Origin of the sequence: Burkholderia sp. Bp8986 (genome assembly GCF_003854225.1) — a bacterium.
Classification (GTDB): domain Bacteria; phylum Pseudomonadota; class Gammaproteobacteria; order Burkholderiales; family Burkholderiaceae; genus Burkholderia.
The window spans coordinates 54,987-72,703 of sequence record NZ_QTQM01000003.1; the positions used below are offsets into that span (position 1 = coordinate 54,987).

The 17,717-nt window shown below is 70.8% G+C and carries 14 protein-coding genes; 11 read left to right on the top strand and 3 right to left on the bottom strand.

The window, feature by feature from the left end; genetic code table 11:
* Positions 1–36 precede the first annotated feature (36 nt).
* From DID99_RS04110 to DID99_RS04150, 9 genes are all read left to right on the top strand, one after another.
* Positions 37–2,862 (top strand): ABC transporter transmembrane domain-containing protein, encoded by a 2,826-nt coding sequence (locus DID99_RS04110; protein WP_185733729.1) that lies wholly within the window; start codon positions 37–39, stop codon positions 2,860–2,862.
* Positions 2,804–3,331, top strand: coding sequence for a hypothetical protein (locus DID99_RS04115; RefSeq protein ID WP_124528770.1), 528 nt, complete (start codon positions 2,804–2,806; stop codon positions 3,329–3,331). Before DID99_RS04110 ends, DID99_RS04115 begins: the two co-directional genes overlap by 59 nt.
* A gap of 177 nt (positions 3,332–3,508) precedes the next feature.
* On the top strand, positions 3,509–4,261 hold the full coding sequence (locus DID99_RS04120) for an SDR family oxidoreductase (protein WP_124666129.1): 753 nt from the start codon (positions 3,509–3,511) through the stop codon (positions 4,259–4,261).
* Entirely contained in the window at positions 4,252–4,863 is a 612-nt protein-coding gene (locus tag DID99_RS04125) for an HAD-IIIA family hydrolase (RefSeq protein ID WP_044848165.1), read from the top strand. The genes DID99_RS04120 and DID99_RS04125 overlap by 10 nt, the downstream gene beginning before the upstream one ends.
* A complete protein-coding gene (locus DID99_RS04130) occupies positions 4,860–6,071 on the top strand; it encodes a glycosyltransferase family 9 protein (RefSeq protein WP_124485775.1) in 1,212 nt (403 codons plus the stop codon). Before DID99_RS04125 ends, DID99_RS04130 begins: the two co-directional genes overlap by 4 nt.
* Before the next feature lie 3 nt (positions 6,072–6,074).
* Entirely contained in the window at positions 6,075–7,820 is a 1,746-nt protein-coding gene (locus tag DID99_RS04135) for a carbamoyltransferase C-terminal domain-containing protein (protein ID WP_124570288.1), read from the top strand.
* Entirely contained in the window at positions 7,817–8,818 is a 1,002-nt protein-coding gene (locus DID99_RS04140) for a glycosyltransferase family 2 protein (RefSeq protein ID WP_124570289.1), read from the top strand. The genes DID99_RS04135 and DID99_RS04140 overlap by 4 nt, the downstream gene beginning before the upstream one ends.
* Entirely contained in the window at positions 8,815–9,891 is a 1,077-nt protein-coding gene (locus DID99_RS04145) for a glycosyltransferase family 9 protein (RefSeq protein WP_124521679.1), read from the top strand. Before DID99_RS04140 ends, DID99_RS04145 begins: the two co-directional genes overlap by 4 nt.
* Positions 9,881–10,831, top strand: coding sequence for a glycosyltransferase (locus tag DID99_RS04150; protein WP_124666130.1), 951 nt, complete (start codon positions 9,881–9,883; stop codon positions 10,829–10,831). Before DID99_RS04145 ends, DID99_RS04150 begins: the two co-directional genes overlap by 11 nt.
* 26 nt (positions 10,832–10,857) lie before the next feature.
* Here the strand turns inward: DID99_RS04150 and DID99_RS04155 are convergent, their stop codons facing one another.
* Entirely contained in the window at positions 10,858–11,940 is a 1,083-nt protein-coding gene (locus DID99_RS04155; RefSeq protein WP_124666131.1) for a sigma-54-dependent Fis family transcriptional regulator, read from the bottom strand.
* Between the two features lie 348 nt (positions 11,941–12,288).
* Here DID99_RS04155 and DID99_RS04160 point away from each other — a divergent pair, with 348 nt between their 5' ends.
* On the top strand, positions 12,289–13,656 hold the full coding sequence (locus DID99_RS04160) for a sigma-54 dependent transcriptional regulator (RefSeq protein ID WP_124666132.1): 1,368 nt from the start codon (positions 12,289–12,291) through the stop codon (positions 13,654–13,656).
* Between the two features lie 17 nt (positions 13,657–13,673).
* Here DID99_RS04160 and DID99_RS04165 read toward each other — a convergent pair whose 3' ends face one another.
* Positions 13,674–14,597 carry a glycosyltransferase family 2 protein gene (locus tag DID99_RS04165; protein WP_124666133.1) on the bottom strand — a complete coding sequence of 308 codons (924 nt, stop codon included), beginning with the start codon at positions 14,595–14,597 and terminating at the stop codon, positions 13,674–13,676.
* Positions 14,576–15,283, bottom strand: a complete 708-nt coding sequence (locus tag DID99_RS04170; RefSeq protein WP_124666134.1) for a PIG-L deacetylase family protein — start codon at positions 15,281–15,283, stop codon at positions 14,576–14,578. The genes DID99_RS04165 and DID99_RS04170 overlap by 22 nt, the downstream gene beginning before the upstream one ends.
* Positions 15,284–15,386: 103 nt before the next feature.
* Between DID99_RS04170 and DID99_RS04175 the strand changes: the two genes are divergently transcribed.
* Positions 15,387–17,684 (top strand): ATP-binding protein, encoded by a 2,298-nt coding sequence (locus tag DID99_RS04175; protein WP_124666135.1) that lies wholly within the window; start codon positions 15,387–15,389, stop codon positions 17,682–17,684.
* Positions 17,685–17,717: the final 33 nt, after the last annotated feature.

A 17,717-nucleotide genomic window follows, 5' to 3' on the forward strand; every position in this document is an offset into this window, starting at 1 on the left:
GACCCGGCCAAGGCCACGGACACAGCCAATGCGCGCATGACGACCGGCTCTGACGACGGACCGCGTGACGACGGCGACATTCGCGACGATCGCGACTCGAGCGCCAGCGCGCCGCGCGACGGTCGTGGCCGCGGCGCACGTGGCCTGCGCGCGCGCATCGCGGTCGAGCTGTGGCGCGCGATCCGGCATTACCGCGCGCGCGTGCTGGCCGCGCTGGCGCTGCTGCTGCTCGCGAAGGCGGCGGCCGTTTCGGTGCCGCTGCTGCTGAAGGACATCGTCGACGGGCTGGGCCGCGCGGCCGGCCAGCCGGTCGCGCTGCCGGTTCTGCTGCTGTTCGCGTATGCGGTCGTGCGCTTCGCGGCGAACGCGCTGAACGAAGTGCGCGACATGACGTTCGTGCAGGTCACGCAGCACGCGGTCGCGTCGTTTACGGTCCGCACGTTCGGTCATCTGCACCGGCTCGGCGCGCGCTTTCATTCGCAGCGCGAGACCGGCGCCGTCGTGCGCGACCTCGAGAAAGGCACGGCCGGGATCGGCTACCTGCTCGGCGTCGCGGTGTTTACCGTCGTGCCGACCGCGATCGAGATCGGCTCGGTGCTGGTGATCGTGATCGGCAAGTATGGCGGCGGCTTCACCGCGATCATCCTCGTCACGTTCGCCGTCTATGCGGCCTACACGACCGTCTTCACGCGCCGGCGGATGCGCTACCAGCGTCGCGTGAACGTGCTCGAGGCCGAATCGAACGCGCGCGTGGTCGACAGCTTGCTCAACGTCGATACGGTCAAGTACTTCGCGCGCGAGGACGTCGAGCGCAGCCGGCTCGAACGCGTGCTCGACGCATGGCGCGAGGCCGGCGTCGACAACCAGTACGCGCTGTCGACGCTGCATATCGGGCAGAGCGCATGCATCGGCGCGGGCATCGCGGCGGTGATGCTGCTCGCCGGCCAGCATGTCGCGCGCGGCACGATGACGGTCGGCGATCTGGTGCTGATCAACGCGTACATCATCCAGATCAGCCTGCCGCTGAATGCGCTCGGCTTCGTGTTCCGCGAGGCGCACGACGCGATGACGAACATCGAACGATTGTTCGGGCTGCTCGACGCCCGCGGCAAGCCGGGCGAGGAGGGCGACGCGCCCGGCGCGCAGCCGCTCGCGGTGCGCGGCGGCGCGATCGAGTTCGAGCACGTCGACTTCGGCTACGAGCCGAGCCGCCAGATTCTGTGGGACGTGTCGTTTCGGGTCGAGCCGGGACAGACGGTCGCGGTGGTCGGCGGGAGCGGCTCGGGGAAGTCGACGCTCGCGCGGCTGCTGTTCCGGCTGTACCAGCCCGATGCGGGGACGATCCGGATCGACGGCCAGGACCTGCGCCTCGTGACCGAGCGCAGCCTGCGCGATGCGCTCGGCATCGTGCCGCAGGACACGATCCTGTTCAACGACACGCTGGCCTACAACATCGCATACGGCAAGCGCGACGCGACGCGCGGCGACGTGATCGCGGCCGCGCGCGGCGCGCAACTCGACGCGTTCATCGAGCGGCTGCCCGATGCGTACGACACGCGTGTCGGCGAGCGCGGCGTGCGGCTGTCCGGCGGCGAGCGGCAGCGTGTCGCGATCGCGCGCGCGCTGCTGAAGGCGCCGCCGATCGTCGTGTTCGACGAGGCGACGTCGGCGCTCGATACGCGCTCGGAGCGCGCGATCCAGCAGGAACTGATGCGCGTCGCGCGGCACCGCACGAGTCTCGTCATCGCGCACCGGCTGTCGACGATCGTCGACGCGGACCGGATCCTCGTGATGGAGCATGGCCGGCTCGTCGAGCAGGGCACCCACGACGAACTGCTGGCGAGCGACGGCGTGTATGCGCAGATGTGGTCGCTGCAGGCGAAGCAGCGCGAACTGGAGCGCACCGAGGCGAAGTTCGCGCTGCAGCCGGTGCGGATCAACCCGCTGGTGGCGCAGGTGCTCGATGCGCTGGCGGAAGCCGCCGCGCGCCGCGGCGTGCCGGTGTTCCGCGAGCTGTCGAACGAGGATCTGGTCGTCAAGGCCGATCCGGCCGCACTGCGGCGCTTCGTGTGGGAGCTGTGCCGCGGCGGGATCGACACGAGCGGCGGCGGGCGGGTCGAGGTGCGCACCGCGCGGCACGACCCCGACGCGCGGATCACGATCACGTGCACCGGCGTCGACGCGCCGGAGCTGTCGCTGGCCGATCTCGAACGGCTGCAGGGCGCGATCGAGGACGCGGGCGGCTACGTCGTTCGCGAGCGCGACGACGTCGGCGTGACGTTGCACCTGTCGCTGCCGCTGTGCGCGGTTGCGCCGGCGTCGCTGCAACCGGCCGACGCTGCCGCGCCGAATCCCGGGCCGGGCGCCGTTGCGGCCGCGAAGCCGCTCGACGGCGTGCGCATCGCGTGCGTCGACGATCACGACGAGGCGCGCGAAGCGCTTGCCGCGCTGCTGCAGGTCGCCGGTGCGGACGTGCGTGTGTTCGCGTCCGGCCACGCGCTGCTCGACGAGATGCGTAACACGCGCCGCGCGGACTGGCCGGCGCTCCTGGTATGCGACATCGACCTTGGCGCCGGCGAGGAAGACGGCTACACGGTGATGCGCCGCGTGCGCCAGCTCGACGCCGAGCGTGCGCGCGACGGCCGGGCGCCGCTCGAAGCGCTCGCGTTGTCGGGCCATGCCCGCGAGCGCGACCGCACGCGCGCGGTCGAAGCGGGTTTCCACGCCTATCTGACCAAGCCCGCGGCAGCGGCCGACCTGATCGCGACGCTGCGGGCGCTCGCGCTTTCCTCCGGAGATATCCATGCCGAACCTTTCGAATCCGACGCCCCCCGAAGTCCTGACCGAGCGCCGCGCCGGTAGCGCGTTCGCCGACCGCCAGGCCGCGGTCGCCGCCGTCGAGCTGCTGTTGCCGACGTTGTCGGCCGCGTTGCAGAGCGACTTCGTCGGCGACAGCGGCTGCCTGCACGTCGTGATCATGGATCCGGCGCTCGGGCCGCGCGACGCGGCGTTCGAGGATGCGATCCTGTACGAGTTCTCGCTGCCCGATCCGAAGGACTGGGATGCCGATTATCGTGCGTACGCCCGCGCGAAGGCGCGGCTGTCGTGGGAAACCGGCTGCGACGGCCACGTCGTGCAGGCGCTCGAGCCGTACCGGCTGCGCGCGGGCGACACGAACCTGTGGGGCGGCGTCGCGCAGCACGGCATCGTGGTCGGCGTGTCGGGTGCGCAGCCCTGGTTCGACGAGGCGTTCGCGGGCTGCATCGCGCACTGCCTGCGTGCGCTCGCGAAACACCGCGCGCAGGCGACGCCGGACGCGCTCGCGATCTGAGCGCAGGCGAGCGGGCCCGTTTTTACAGCCGGTTATAAAAAAGCCAGCGGGCGCGCGGGGGGAGCGCGATGTGGCGCGGGCATTCGCGCAATGGCACGGTTTTCGCTGTACCTCTGGTACGACGTTTGTCACGACAAGTGTCAACGCCTCGATATTCCGGACGCTTACAGGAGGTGCATGTTGAACGCGACTCACGATCCAGCGCGAGCGTCGCTCGCCGGTCGCACCGCGCTCGTGACGGGCGGCGGTCGCGGCCTGGGCGAGGCCATCTGCGAGGAACTGGCGCGACACGGCGCACACGTGATCGTTGCCGATCTCGACGGCGATCGCGCGGCGGCCGTTGCGCAGCGCCTCGAGCGGCATGGCGGCCGCGCGGTCGGACGGCCGCTCGACGTGCGCGACGAGGCGTCGGTGCTGCAGGTCATGCACGACGCGCGCGAGGCGCTCGGCGACGTCGACGTGATCGTCAACAACGCGGCGATCGACGTGACCGCGCCGATCGACGACGTCAGCGTCGCCGCCTGGCAGCAGGTGATGATGACCAACCTGTTCGGCCCGTACCTGATGTGCCACGCGGCCGTGCCGATGATGAAGGCCCGCGGCAGCGGCCACATCGTCAACATCGCGTCGACCGCATCGAAGCGCGCATGGCCGAATGCGTCCGCGTATCACGCGACCAAGTGGGGGCTGCTCGGGTTGTCGCATGCGCTGCATGCGGAGCTTCGGCCGGCCGGCGTGAGCGTGTCGGCGATCGTCGCGGGCGGGATGCGCACGCCGTTCCTGCTCGATCGCTTCCCTGACATCGACGTGGACACGCTGCAGCCGCCGGAACACGTCGCGGCGGCCGTGCGTTTCGTGCTGACGCAGCCGCCGGGCACCGTCGTGCCGGAACTGATGGTGCTGCCGATGAAGGAGACGTCATGGCCGTGAGTCGCGCGCGACGGCTGCCCGGCGCGGTGCTGCTCGACAAGGACGGCACGCTGCTGGAGGACCTGCCGTACAACGTCGACCCCGCGCGGATGCAGCTTGCGCCGGGCGCCGCGCGCGCATTGCGCACGCTCGGCGCGACGGGCATGCCGATCGCGGTCGTGTCGAACCAGCCGGGTGTCGCGCTCGGCTACTTTGCCGAATCGAAGCTTGGCGCGGTCCGTCAGCGTCTCGCCGAATTGTTCGAAGCGAACGGCGCGGTGCTGGCGGACTTTTTTTATTGCCCGCATCACCCGGCGGGCAGCGTGCCGCGCTACACCTGCGACTGCATCTGCCGCAAGCCGCGCCCGGGGATGGTGCGCCGCGCGATCGCCACGCTCGGCGCGGTCGCCGAGTGGAGCTGGATGATCGGCGACATTCTCGACGACGTCGAGGCCGGCCGCGCCGCGCGCTGCGGCACGATACTCGTCGACCGCGGCAACGAGACGCAATGGCGGCTCGATGCCGCGCGCACGCCGCACCATGTGGTCGACCGGCTCGACCTCGCCGCCGACCTCGTCGCGCGCGAGGCCGTGCGCCGCCACGGCTCGTGGGTGCGGCGATGAGCGCCGCCTGGGATCGCGCGCGGCGCATTCTGTGCGTGCGCCTCGACAGCCTCGGCGACGTGCTGATGACGACCCCCGCGCTGCGCGCGCTGAAGGAGAGCGGGCGCGGCCGCCGGCTCACGCTGCTGACGTCGCGCACCGGCGCCGCGCTGGCGAAACACCTGCCGATGGTCGACGACGTGTGGACGTACGACGCGCCGTGGGTCAAGCATCCGGACGTGCGCGGCGATCCGGTCGTCGATCTCGACATGATCGACCGGCTGCTGGCCGGCCGCTTCGACGCGGCCGTGATCTTCACCGTATACAGCCAGAGTCCGTTGCCGGCCGCGATGATGTGCTGGCTCGCGGGCATCCCGCTGCGGCTCGCGCATTGCCGCGAGAACCCCTACGAACTGCTGACCGACCGCGTGCCCGAGACCGAGCCGGATTCGCGCGTGCGCCACGAAGTCGCGCGCCAGCTTGCGCTGGTCCGCGCGATCGGCGCGAAGACGTGCGACTGGCGCATGGCGTTCGAGCCGGGCGATGCGGCGCGACGCGCGCTGCACTCGCGCTTGCGCGCGGCGCTGCTGCGCATCGGCGGCCCGCGCCGGCCGGCGCCGGCGCGCACGCGCTGGCTGGTCGTGCATCCGGGCGCGAGCGCGGCATCGCGGCGCTGGCCGGCCGAGCGCTTCGGCGACGTGGCCGCGCGGCTCGCGCCGCTGTTCGACGGCATCGCGGTGACGGGCGGCGCCGACGAGCGCGCGCTCGTCGATGCCGTGTGCGAACGCGCGGGGCCGCGCGCCGTGCCGCTCGCCGGCGTGCTGCCGCTCGGCGAGCTCGGCGCGCTGATCGAGACGGCCGACCTGCTGCTGACGAACAACAGCGGCCCCGTGCATCTCGCGGCCGCGCTCGGCACGCCGGTCGTCGATCTGTACGCGCTGACCAATCCGCAGCATACGCCGTGGCGTGTGCCGCACCGCGCGTTGAACGTCGACGTGCCGTGCCGCAACTGCTACCGCAGCGTGTGCAACCAGCCCGGCCATCCGTGCCTGCTCGGCGTGAGCGTCGACGATGTCGTCGAGGCGACGCACGGCTTGTTGCGCCGTAGCGCGCGCCATGCGCAACACGCGGCCGCGCGCGCCACGTTGCACGCTGCCGAGCCGGTCGCGGCGAACGCGTCGAGCGTGTCGAACGTGATTCCGTTCGCGCAAGTCATCACGAGGACCTGACGCATGCCTGCTCCGACCTATACGCTCGGCATCAATGCCGCCTTTCACGACAGCGCCGCGTGCCTCGTGCGCGACGGCGCGGTGATCGCGGCGGCCGAGGACGAACGCTTCACGCACGTGAAGCACGCGAAGCGGCCGGTGCCGTTCTCGACTTGGGAGCTGCCGTTTCACGCGATCGATTATTGTCTGGCGGAAGCGGGCATCACGCTCGCGGACGTCGACCATGTCGCGTATTCGTACGATCCGTGGCTCGAACTGGACCGTCACGGCGACGCGCCCGAGCTGACGCTGCCGCTCGCACCGTCCGCGCATGCGCGGCGTGCCGACGGCGCATCGCCGTGGCATCCGTTGTTCCTGTCGTCGATCGTGAACGCGCCGCGCCAGCTCGCGGGCGGCGCGCCGCACCACCTGCAGCGGCGCTTTCGCGGCGTCGCGCACGACGGGCCGTTTCGCTGGCATTTCATCGAGCACCACCTCGCGCACGAGGCGAGCGCGTTTCTCGCGGCGCCGTACGAGCACTGCGCGGTGATGACGATGGACGGGCGCGGCGAACGCGCGACGACGAGCTACGGCGTGTTCGACGGCCAGTCGTACCGGCGGCTCGGCCAGGTCAACCTGCCGCATTCGCTCGGCCTGCTGTACGAGCGCGTGACGCGCTACCTCGGCTTCCTGCATTCGTCGGACGAGTACAAGGTGATGGCGCTCGCGTCGTACGGCAAGCCGGTGTTCGCGGACGCGATGCGCAAGCTGGTGAGCTACAACGGCGACGGGCGCTACGAGGTTGCCGACGGCGATCTCGTCGCGCTGTTCGGCGCGCCGCGCGAGCGCGGCGGACCGATCGAGCCGCATCACTGCGACATCGCGCATGCGCTGCAGCTGGTGCTCGAGGAAACGACGCTGCAGGCGGTCGACTGGCTCGCGGCCGAGAGCGGCGAGCAGCAACTGGCGATGGCGGGCGGCGTCGCGCTGAACTGCGTGATGAACGCGAAGATCCGCGATCGCGGCCCGTTCGACGACGTGTGGGTTCAACCGGCGGCAGGCGACGCGGGCACCGCGCTCGGCGCCGCGCTGTGGACCGATTTCCGGATGCGCGGGATGCGCGGCGACTGGCGGATGGATCACGCGTATCTCGGGCCGTCATACGGCGACGATGCGATCGAGGCGTTCCTGAAGGAAGCGCGGCTGCCGTACCGGCGGCTCGCGGACGTCGCCAGCCAGACGGCCGCGCTGCTCGCGGCAAACCGCGTGATCGGCTGGTTCCAGGGCCGCATGGAGTTCGGGCCGCGCGCGCTCGGTGCGCGCTCGATCCTCGCGTCGCCGATCGATCCGGACATGCAGCGCAAGCTGAACCGGATCAAGGATCGCGAGGACTTCCGGCCGGTTGCGCCGGTCGTGCTCGAAAGCCACGCACACCACTGGTTCAACGGCGGGCGGCGCACGCCGCTGCGCGCGCCGTTCATGCTGTTCGTGTACGACATCGCGCCCGGCGCCGAGGCGACGATTCCGGCGGTGCGCCACATCGACGGCACCGCGCGCGTGCAGACCGTCGACGCACACCAGCATCCGCTGCTGCACGCGCTGCTGTCCGAGTTCGACGCGCTGACCGGCGTGCCGGTGCTCGTCAACACGTCGTTCAACACGCGCGGCGAACCGATCGTCTGCACGCCGCGCGACGCGCTCGAGTGCTTCTGGACTTCGCCGCTCGACGCGCTCGTGATCGGTTCGTTCCTGCTGGAGAAGCCGAGATGAACATGCGCGACACGCAGTTGCCGCCGGTCGTGTCGGTCGTCGTGCCGACGTACCGGCGGCCCCGCCTGCTCGAACGCTGCCTCGACGCGCTGTGCGCGCAGGTGTTCGATCCGACCACCTACGAGATCGTCGTCGTCGACGACGACCCGGCCGGCAGCGCATGGGAAACCGTCGACGCGTGCCGTGCGCGGGTGACCGACGTGCCGGTGATCCGCTACATGACCGCACCCGATACGCAGGGGCCGGCGGGCGCGCGCAACATCGGCTGGCGCAGCGCGCGCGGCGCGCTGATCGCGTTCACCGACGACGACACGATTCCCGATCCGACCTGGCTGCGCCACGGCGCGGCCGCACTGCTGGCCGAACCGTCGGCGGCGGCCGCGGCCGGGCGCATCGACGTGCCGCTGCGAGCGCGCCCGACCGACCACGAGCGCGACGCGGCCGGCCTCGCGCATGCGGAATTCGCGACCGCGAACTGCTTCGTGCGGCGTGCGGCGCTGGAGCGCGTCGGCGGGTTCGACGAGCGCTTCACGCGCGCCTGGCGCGAGGACGCCGACCTGATGTTCGCGCTGCGCGAGCACGCGGGGCCGATCGTCGGCGTCGATGCCGCGCGGATCGTGCATCCGGTGCGTCCCGCGCGCTGGGGCGCGAGCATCGGCCAGCAGTCGAAGGTGTATTTCGACGCGCTGCTGTACAAGAAGCATCGCGCGACCTACCGGCGTCATATCCGCGCGATGCCGCCGTGGAATTACTACGCGGCCGTGTTGTTCGCGCTCGGCGCGCTCGGCTGTTTCGCGGCCGGATGGCGCGTGCCGGGCATCGCATGCGCGGCGGCCTGGGCCGTGATCACGGCCGCATTCTGCGCGAAGCGGCTGCGCGGCACGCGGCTCACGCCGTCGCATGTCGCCGAGATGATCGTCACGTCGATCGCGATTCCGCCCGTGTCGCTGTACTGGCGCGTGCGCGGTGCGCTCCACTTCCGGGTGTTCTTCCTATGATGCTCGAATCCGTTTCGTCGTCCGGTCCGATGCGCATCGCGGTGTTCCGCGCGCTGCAGCTCGGCGACATGCTGTGCGCGGTGCCGGCGCTGCGCGCGCTGCGGCGCGGCGAGCCGGATGCGCGCATCACGCTGATCGGCTTGCCGTGGGCGCGCGAGTTCGCATCGCGCTTCTCGGACTACATCGACAACTTCATCGCGTTTCCCGGCGCGCCGGGCCTCGGCGAGCAGCCGGACGCCGAGCCGGCCGCGCGCGAGGCGTTCGTCGCGGAATGCCGCGCGCGCGACTTCGATCTCGCGATCCAGCTGCACGGCAGCGGCGTACAGACCAACGCGATCGTCGCGTCGCTCGGTGCGACGCGCACCGCCGGTTTCGTGCCGCCCGACGGCGGCACGACCGCGCTCGACTGTGCGCTCGTCTGGCGCGACGGCGAGCCCGAGGTCACGCGCTACCTGGCGCTGACCCGCAAGCTCGGCTATCCGGACTGGGGCGACTACCTGGAGTTTCCGCTGGGCGGCCTCGACTACGCGCTGTGGCACGTGCTGTGCGACGAGCATGCGCTCGATCCGGGCCGCTACGTGATCGTTCATCCGGGCGCGCGGATGGCGTCGCGGCGCTGGCCGGTCGAGCGTTTCGCGAGCGCGGCACGCCAGCTCGCGGACGACGGCTGGCAGATCGTGTTGACCGGCACGCGCGCGGAACTCGCGCTGGCCGGCGCGTTCGTCGAACATCTCGCGCGGCCGTGCGTGAACCTGTGCGGGCGCACGCCGCTCGGCGCGCTGGCCGCGCTGATCGGCCGCGCGCGGCTCGTGCTGTGCAACGACACGGGCGTGTCGCATGTCGCGGCGGCGTTCGGCACGCCGAGCATCGTCGTCGCATGCGGCAGCGACACGGCCCGCTGGGCGCCGCTCGACGCCGAACGCCATCGCGTGCTCGCGCACTATCCGGCCTGCCGGCCGTGCGCGTTCGACACCTGCCCGTACGGGCACGAGTGCGCGACGGCGATCGGCGTCGACGACGTGATGGAGCGGGCGGGCAAGCTGCTCGCGGAGGAGAGACGTCATGTCACGTAAGCGCTTGCGCGTGCTCACCTGGCACGTGCATGGCAACTATCTGTATTACCTGTCGCAGGTGCCGCACGATTTCTACATCGTGACGAAGCCGCAGCATCCGCCCGGTTACGCCGGTCGGGTCGGGCACCTGCCGTGGGGCGACAACGTGTACGAGGTGCCCGTCGAGTGCGTGCGCGACACCGAGTTCGACTGCGTGCTGTACCAGCATCACAATCACTACGCGCACGACCGGTTGCGGCTCCTGAGCGACGCGCAACGCGCGCTGCCGGCGCTGTTCGTCGAACACGATCCGCCGCGCGAGCACCCGACCGACACGCTGCACCCCGTGCAGGACCCGAACGTGTTGCTGGTGCACGTGACGCCGTTCAACGCGCTGATGTGGGACAGCGGCGTCACGCCGACGCGCGTGATCGAGCACGGCGTGCTGCTGCCCGACGGTGTCGAGTATCGCGGCACGCTGCCCAAGGGCGTGACGGTCGTGAACCACCTCGCGCGACGCGGGCGGCGTCTCGGCGCCGACCTGTTCGAGACCGTGCGTCACAGCGTGCCGCTCGATCTGGTCGGGATGGGCTCGGCCGAACTCGGCGGCATCGGCGAGGTGCCGAATCCGGCGCTCCCGCAGTTCCTGTCGCACTACCGCTTCTTCTTCAATCCGATCCGCTACACGAGCCTCGGGCTCGCGGTGATCGAGGCGATGATGATCGGGCTGCCAATCGTTGCGCTCGCAACGACGGAGATGGCGCAGCTCGTGAGGAGCGGCTGCAACGGGGTCGCCGATACGCGGCCTGCCGTGTTGATCGACGCGATGCGCATGCTGCTCCGCGATCCGGATCTCGCGCGCGAGTGGGGCGCGGCGGCGAAGCGCGACGCGTGCGAGCGGTTCGGGATCGAGCGGTTCGTGCGCGAGTGGGACAGCGCGTTGTGCGACGTCGCGGCGTAGACCGTGCGGCCGCCGGCGCGGCCCGCTTACGGGTTCGTTGCGCCCGGCGGCATGCCCGCGCTCGGGCTGCCGGCCGCACCGTCGGCACCGGCGGTGCCGCTGGCGCCGCTTGCGCTGCCCGCGGCGGGCGTCGGCGCAGCCGCGCCGCTCGCCGCGTTGCGCTCGTGTTCGGGCAGCAGCGCGAGCCGGTTGTACAGCGTCTTCAGGCTGATGCCGAGCGCCTTCGCGGTGCGCGGCTTGTCGCCGTTGAAATGGCGCAGCGACGCGACGATGAAGCGCTGCTGCGTATGCGCGAGCGTCGTGCCGATATGGAGCGTCATCGCGTTGTGACGCACCTCCTCGCGCGGCGGCTGGCGGCGCGGCAGCTGCAGTTCGATCTGCTCGTCGGCGAGAATGAACGCGCGCTCCAGCGCGTTGCGCAGCTCGCGCACGTTGCCGGGCCACGTATAGGCGCGCAGCGCCTTCATCGCCTGCAGCGACAGACGCTTGCGCGTGCGATGCCGCGCATTCAGCCGCTCGACGATCTGCAGCGCGATGTCGCCGACGTCGTCCTCGCGCTGCCGCAGCGCGGGCACGTGCAGCGCGATCGTCGCGATCCGGTAGAACAGATCCTCGCGCAGCCGGCCGCTGCGCACGGCCTCGACCGGATCGTGATGGGTGGCCGCGACGATCCGCACGTCGAGCGGAATCGCTTCGTGACCGCCGACGCGCACGATCGTGTTCGTCTCCAGCGTGCGCAGCAGTTTCACCTGCAATTCCGCCGGCATTTCCGCGATTTCGTCGAGAAACAGCGTGCCGCCGCGCGCGGCTTCGAACATGCCCACATGTTGCGCGATCGCGCCGGTGAAGCTGCCTTTTTCATGTCCGAACAAATGGGATTCCGCGATGTCCTTCGGAATCGCCCCGCAGTTGACGGGCACGAACGGCCCGCGCCGGCGCGGGCTCATGTCGTGGATGAGCCGCGCGACGATGTCCTTGCCGGCGCCGCTCTCGCCGACCACCAGGACGCTGACGCGCGTCGCGGCGACACGCGCTACCTTCAGCAGCAGGTCCTGAATCGTTGGCGAGCGGCCGAACAGCCGCGCGCCGTCATCGTCGGATTTCGACATGAGTGTATCGAGTTGGAAGTATTGACCGAAACCGTCGAGGAGCAGGCGAAAAAATGACCGCCACGCATCATTTTTTCATGTGGAAAGCATACCTTTTATGCCCGTTTCGCCGGATTGAATCTGGCAATGCGGTGGTCGACGACAGATAGATTTATTCGATGATCGGCGAAGGCACGACGCACTTCTTCTATACTTCTAGGCACGCGTTTGTCACTGCAGGACAGCTAATTTGCTCATTCGTGTGCGGTGCGGATGTGCCGCCGGGTTCCGGCGTCGTACCCCGCATCGCACGCCCGCCGCGGTTTCGGCCGACGCCTTGCGCCCGGGCCGCACCCACCAGGAGCTTCGATGCCTTATGTCCTGATCGTCGAAGACGACGCCGATACGCGCACGATGCTCGCGACGCTCGCGCAAGCGCAGCAGCTTGCATGCGACACGGCCGCGACCCTCGAGGAAGCGCGCACGCTCGTCTCGACGCACACCCCCGATCTCGTGTTGTGCGATCTCGTGCTGCCGGACGGCAACGGCATGGATCTGTTCGATGCGTTGCCGAAGCGCGCGCATTGCGAAATGGTGCTGACCACCGGTCACGCGAGCCTCGAAACCGCGATCGACGCATTGCGGCGCGGCGCGACCGACTATCTGGTGAAGCCGATCAACATGCAGCGGCTGAACAGCATCTTCGCGCGCGTGCCGCGCACCACCGCACTGCATGAGGAAATCGCCGAACTGCGCTCCGAACTGAAGCGTCTCGGCCGCTTCGGCCGGATGCTCGGCAGCTCGCCCGCGATGCAGGCCGTCTACGATGCGATCGGTCGCGTCGCGCGCACCGAGGCGTCGGTGCTGCTCACCGGCGAGTCGGGCACCGGCAAGGAACTCGCCGCGCAGACGGTGCACGACCTGAGCCTGCGCCGCCGCGGTCCGTTCCTCGCGGTGAACTGCGGCGCGATCGCCGCGAATCTCGTCGAGAGCGAGATGTTCGGCCACGACCGCGGCAGCTTCACCGGCGCCGAGCGGCAGCACAAGGGCTTCTTCGAACGCGCGGACGGCGGCACGCTGTTCCTCGACGAAATCACCGAGATGCCGGTCGAATCGCAGGTCAAGCTGCTGCGCGTGCTGGAAACCGGGCGGCTCACGCGGCTCGGCTCGACGCGCGAGATCGACGTCGACGTGCGCATCGTCGCGGCGACCAACCGCGATCCGGAAGCCGCGATGGCCGACGGCAAGCTGCGGCCCGACCTCTATCACCGGATCAACGTGTTCCCGATTCCGCTGCCGTCGCTGAGCGAGCGCGGCGACGACATCCCGATGCTCGCCGACGCGTTCCTGCAGCACTACAACGAGGAAAGCGGCCGCAATCTGCGCTTTGCGCCCGCCGCGCGCGAAGCGCTGAAGTCCTACGCATGGCCCGGCAACGTGCGCGAGCTGCGCAACTTCGTGCAGCGCGCGAGCATCTTCGCCGACGCGGACGTGATCGACACGCTGCCGCCGCCGATCATGGACGAACTGTCGAACATGGTCGACGCGCACGAGGATCGCGTGACGGTGCCGTTCGGCACGCCGCTCGAGGAAGTCGACCGCAAGCTGATTCTCGGCACGATCGCGAAATGCGGCGGCGGGAAGGCGCAGGCGGCCGAAGTGCTGGACGTGAGCCTGAAGACGATCTACAACCGGCTCGCGCAACTGGAAGACGAAGCGGAAAAACCGGACTCCTGATGTCATGCCGGGCGCGCTCATGCGCGCCTGCCCGCGCGGCGACGCGCGTCGTCGTCGAGCCGGCGGCGCATGCGTTCGACGTGCGGCGGCAGCGCGCACCGTTCGCGCAGGATCCACGGCAGGCCCGCGAAGGCGGGCACGATGCCGCGTTCGCGCCACAGGCGCGGCAGCATGCGGACGGTATGCGCGAGCGCGGCGCGGGCCGGCCATCTGAGCCACGCGGTCCACACCGCGTTGCGGGCGGACACGCTCGCGCGCGTCTGCACGTCGCGTTGCTTCGAAGGGTAATGATGAACCGTCAGACGCGGTGCATAGACGAGCCACGCGCCCGCGCGATACAGGTCGAGCGCGAGCAGCGCTTCCTCGCCGCCGAGGAAGTAGCGCGGATGATAGCCGCCCGCGGCCACGAACGCGTCGCGCCGGAATGCGCTCGCGCCGGCCAGCAGCCCGAGGATCGGGCGGCCCGGCAGCGCGACGGGCGCATCGAGCGGGCTGTCGGCCATCAGCCGGCAGGTCGGGTCTTCGCGCCGGTCGGGGCCGACCAGCACGCGCGCGGTGACGGCCGCGACATGCGGGTACGCATCGAGCAGGTTCGCGGCTTCGGCGAGCGAGCCGGGCGCCCACCACGTGTCGTCGTCGCAGAACGCGACGTGGCGCGTGCGGGCGACGGCCGCGCCGAGATTGCGGCCGGCGGCCCCGAGATTGGCCGGCGCATGCACCAGCGTCGCATGAGGAAAGCGGCTGTGCATGAGTGCCGCGGTCGCGTCGTCCGAGCCGTTGTCGACGACGACGATCGCCGGCCGGTCGGGCAGCGCGGAGAGCCGCGCCAGCGTGCGCGCGAGCTCCATCGAGCGCCGGCAGGTCAGCACCACCGCGGTCACGCGTGGTTCGCGCGGCGGCAGCACGACACGCGCGGGCGTCACGCGGACGTGCCGTCGCATTCGAGCCGCCAGTATGTTTCGGGTTCACGGAGATCGGCACGCATATGAGGCTCCAACAGCGCAATCTGGCTCGCATACGCGGCGACGGCGGCGGCCTTCGCAGCCGCCGTGTCCATGCCGTTGCCGGCCGGCGCGCCGACCGGGTGGCCGATCCAGCCGTGCTCGCGCCAGCCGGTCACGCGCCGGGCCATCAACCCGTCGATCCGCCGGTACGGCACATCCTCGTAGAAGCGCCACACGCGCGCTGCGTCGCCGGCCCGGTCGTGATCGCGCAGCAGCGCCAGCACGGTCTGCTGAACCTGCAGGTGATCGCGATGGAACAGGCCGGCCGGCGCCAGCACGCCGAAGCCCGGGTGCGCGTCGATCACGTCGGCCACGCGCGCGGCGATTGCCGCCGACGCGGCCGGCGTGCCGTACTGGTCGTCGAGGAAGTCGAGCCAGACGGGCCGCGCATCGAGCAGCGCGAGCGCATGACGGTCCTCGTCGCGGCGCCTGCGCATCGCGTCGTCGGCCGTGCGGAATCCCGCGCGACGGTCCCACGGCGGCGCGGCCGTACCGTGTTCCGGAATGCCCGCGAACACCGTGACGACGACCGAGCCCGGTGCCTGCGCGAGCAGCTGCCCGCAACTGAATACGGCGTCGTCGAGGTGCGGCGAGACGACGAGCCAGCGTGTCGGAGCGGTCATGGTATGAAGGTCTCCCAGGTCAGCACAGGCGGCCGAGCAGGTGACGTGCCCGTCCGGCTGCGCGTGGCCGGCCGCCGCCGGCGGGCCGGCAGGAGCGTGTCCGATGTTTGAATTTGCACGGCCGCAGGTCGGAAATTACGCAACCGCCGTGATGTTCGTCGCGATCGCCACCGTGCTGCAGGCGCTGGCGATCCGCTTCGGCGGCGTGAACCTGTCGCTGATCCTGTACTACCCGATGCTGGCCGGCGCGGCCTGGGTGACGTCGTTCCTGTTCGGGATCGTGTCGACCGTGGTCAGCGGGCTGCTGATCTGGACGCTGTTCCTGTCCGATCCGGCCGCGTACACCGGGCCGCTGTCGGCCCGGCTCGTGCAGCTCTTCGTCTTCCTGCTGGTCGGCATGCTGGTCTGCGCGGGCGCGGCGATGCTGCACCACGCGCGGCTCACGAACGACGTCGCGCGCCGGCGTGACGCGGCCGCGCGGCGGCAGCTCGAAGCCGTGCTGCAGTCGCTGCCGCACGGTGTGATCGCGACCGACGGGAAAGGCCGGGTGACTTACCTGAATGCGGTGGCGGCCGAGCTGGCAGGCTGCGGCGTGGACGAGGCGACGGGCCGGCCCGTGAGCGACGTGCTGCGCCTGTTCGATCACGACGGCCGGCGCGTGCAGGCGACGCCGCTCGAGCGGGCGCTCGGCGGCGTGCATGCGTTGTCCGACCGGCACTGGCTGCACGGCGCCGCCGGCAGCACGCCGGTGCCGATCGCCGAGGCGGCGGCGCCGATCGCCGATGCGCACGGCAACATCGACGGCGCGGTGCTGCTGTTCTGCGATGCCGGCGTGGCGCGCGCACGCGCCGACAAGTCGCGGCTGCAGCTCGCGGTCGTCGAGGCATCGCCGGACGCGATCGTCGGGGTCGACGGCCAGGGCCGCATCGTCAGCTGGAACCCGGCCGCGCAGCAGATCTTCGGGTACGACGAGTCCGAGGCCTACGGGCGCCCGTTCGAATCGCTCGTCGCGATGCGCTGGCTGCAGCGCAATCCGTTGGCCGAAACGTTCGACGCGATGCGCGAACCGGTCGGCCCGCTCGAACTGCTGTGCGTGCGCCGCGACGGCCGGCGCTTTCGCGCAACGGTGTCCGCATGCCCGGTGCGCGGCGACCTGCGCGCCAGCGTCGCGCTGTCGCTGACGCTGCGCGAGACCGGCGCGCAGCGCCGCCGCGACCTTCGCGCGCACCGCTCGCTGCAGGGCGCGCGCGACCAGGCCGATACGTCGAACCGCCTGAAGGACGAATTGCTCGCGACCGTGTCGCACGAACTGCGCACGCCGCTGAACGTGATCTACGGCTGGGTCGAGGTGCTGCGCAATTCGCGCGAAGACGGATTGCAGCAGCAGGCGATCGACGCGATCGATCGCAGCGCGCGTTCGCTCACGCGCATGGTCGGCGACATCCTCGACGCATCGTCGCTCGCGACCGGCAAGCTGCGGATCGATTCGATGCCGGTGGACGTGGTGCGGCTGTTCGCCGATGCGACGGGCACGTTCCAGACGGCCGCGTCGTCGGCCGGCATCGCGCTCGAATTCGACTGCGCCACGTCCGCATGCGTGGTGTCGGGCGACGCGGAGCGCTTGCGGCAGATGCTGTCGAACCTCGTGTCGAACGCGCTGAAATTCACGCCGGCCGGCGGCGCGGTGACGGTCACGCTGTCGCGCGACGCCGGGCACGCGATGCTGACCGTCGCCGATACCGGGCAAGGCATCGCGCCGGATTTCATCCCGTACGTGTTCGACATGTTCCGCCGCGCGGAAGAGTCGCCTGCCTCGTCGCGGCGCGGGCTCGGGCTCGGCCTGTCGATCGTGCGGCATATCGCCGAGCTGCACGGCGGCACGGTCAGCGTCGCAAGCCCGGGCCGCAATCGCGGCGCCACGTTCACCGTGACGTTGCCGGCCGGCTGGCAGCCGGCGGGGGCGATGGCGTGGAGCGTCACGCCGGATGACGTCGCGCGCGGTACGCCGATGCTCGAGTCGCAGCGCATCCTGATCGTCGACGACGACCCGACCACGCGTGCGAGCCTGACCGCCGCGCTGGCGACGCTCGGTGCGGTCGTCGCGGTCGCGTCGTCGGGCCGTGACGCGCTCGCCATCGTCGCGGAGGTGAAGCCGACCGTCGTGCTGTCCGATCTGGCGATGTCCGACGGCGACGGCTTCTGGCTGCTCGATGCATTGCGCCGCGGCGGCGCGAACGGCGGCAGCCCGCCCAACCTGCGCGTGCTCGCGGTCACCGCGCACGCGGGCCTCGGCGACGAACGCCGCGCGCTCGAAGCGGGCTTCGACGGCTATCTGTGCAAGCCGGTCGACGTGCGCGAGCTGGCCCGCCGGATCGCGCGCGTGACGACGCGCGACGGCTGATGCGCGTCGGCTGATGCGCGGCGCCCGTCGCCC

What these genes read in the sequence shown, in the direction of transcription:
- DID99_RS04110 (WP_185733729.1), top strand. Translation starts at nt 37, where the DNA reads ATGACGACCGGCTCTGACGACGGACCGCGTGACGACGGCGACATTCGC.
- DID99_RS04115 (WP_124528770.1), top strand. Translation starts at nt 2,804, where the DNA reads ATGCCGAACCTTTCGAATCCGACGCCCCCCGAAGTCCTGACCGAGCGC.
- DID99_RS04120 (WP_124666129.1), top strand. Translation starts at nt 3,509, where the DNA reads ATGTTGAACGCGACTCACGATCCAGCGCGAGCGTCGCTCGCCGGTCGC.
- DID99_RS04125 (WP_044848165.1), top strand. Translation starts at nt 4,252, where the DNA reads ATGGCCGTGAGTCGCGCGCGACGGCTGCCCGGCGCGGTGCTGCTCGAC.
- DID99_RS04130 (WP_124485775.1), top strand. Translation starts at nt 4,860, where the DNA reads ATGAGCGCCGCCTGGGATCGCGCGCGGCGCATTCTGTGCGTGCGCCTC.
- DID99_RS04135 (WP_124570288.1), top strand. Translation starts at nt 6,075, where the DNA reads ATGCCTGCTCCGACCTATACGCTCGGCATCAATGCCGCCTTTCACGAC.
- DID99_RS04140 (WP_124570289.1), top strand. Translation starts at nt 7,817, where the DNA reads ATGAACATGCGCGACACGCAGTTGCCGCCGGTCGTGTCGGTCGTCGTG.
- DID99_RS04145 (WP_124521679.1), top strand. Translation starts at nt 8,815, where the DNA reads ATGATGCTCGAATCCGTTTCGTCGTCCGGTCCGATGCGCATCGCGGTG.
- DID99_RS04150 (WP_124666130.1), top strand. Translation starts at nt 9,881, where the DNA reads ATGTCACGTAAGCGCTTGCGCGTGCTCACCTGGCACGTGCATGGCAAC.
- DID99_RS04155 (WP_124666131.1), bottom strand. Translation starts at nt 11,940, where the DNA reads ATGTCGAAATCCGACGATGACGGCGCGCGGCTGTTCGGCCGCTCGCCA.
- DID99_RS04160 (WP_124666132.1), top strand. Translation starts at nt 12,289, where the DNA reads ATGCCTTATGTCCTGATCGTCGAAGACGACGCCGATACGCGCACGATG.
- DID99_RS04165 (WP_124666133.1), bottom strand. Translation starts at nt 14,597, where the DNA reads ATGCGACGGCACGTCCGCGTGACGCCCGCGCGTGTCGTGCTGCCGCCG.
- DID99_RS04170 (WP_124666134.1), bottom strand. Translation starts at nt 15,283, where the DNA reads ATGACCGCTCCGACACGCTGGCTCGTCGTCTCGCCGCACCTCGACGAC.
- DID99_RS04175 (WP_124666135.1), top strand. Translation starts at nt 15,387, where the DNA reads ATGTTTGAATTTGCACGGCCGCAGGTCGGAAATTACGCAACCGCCGTG.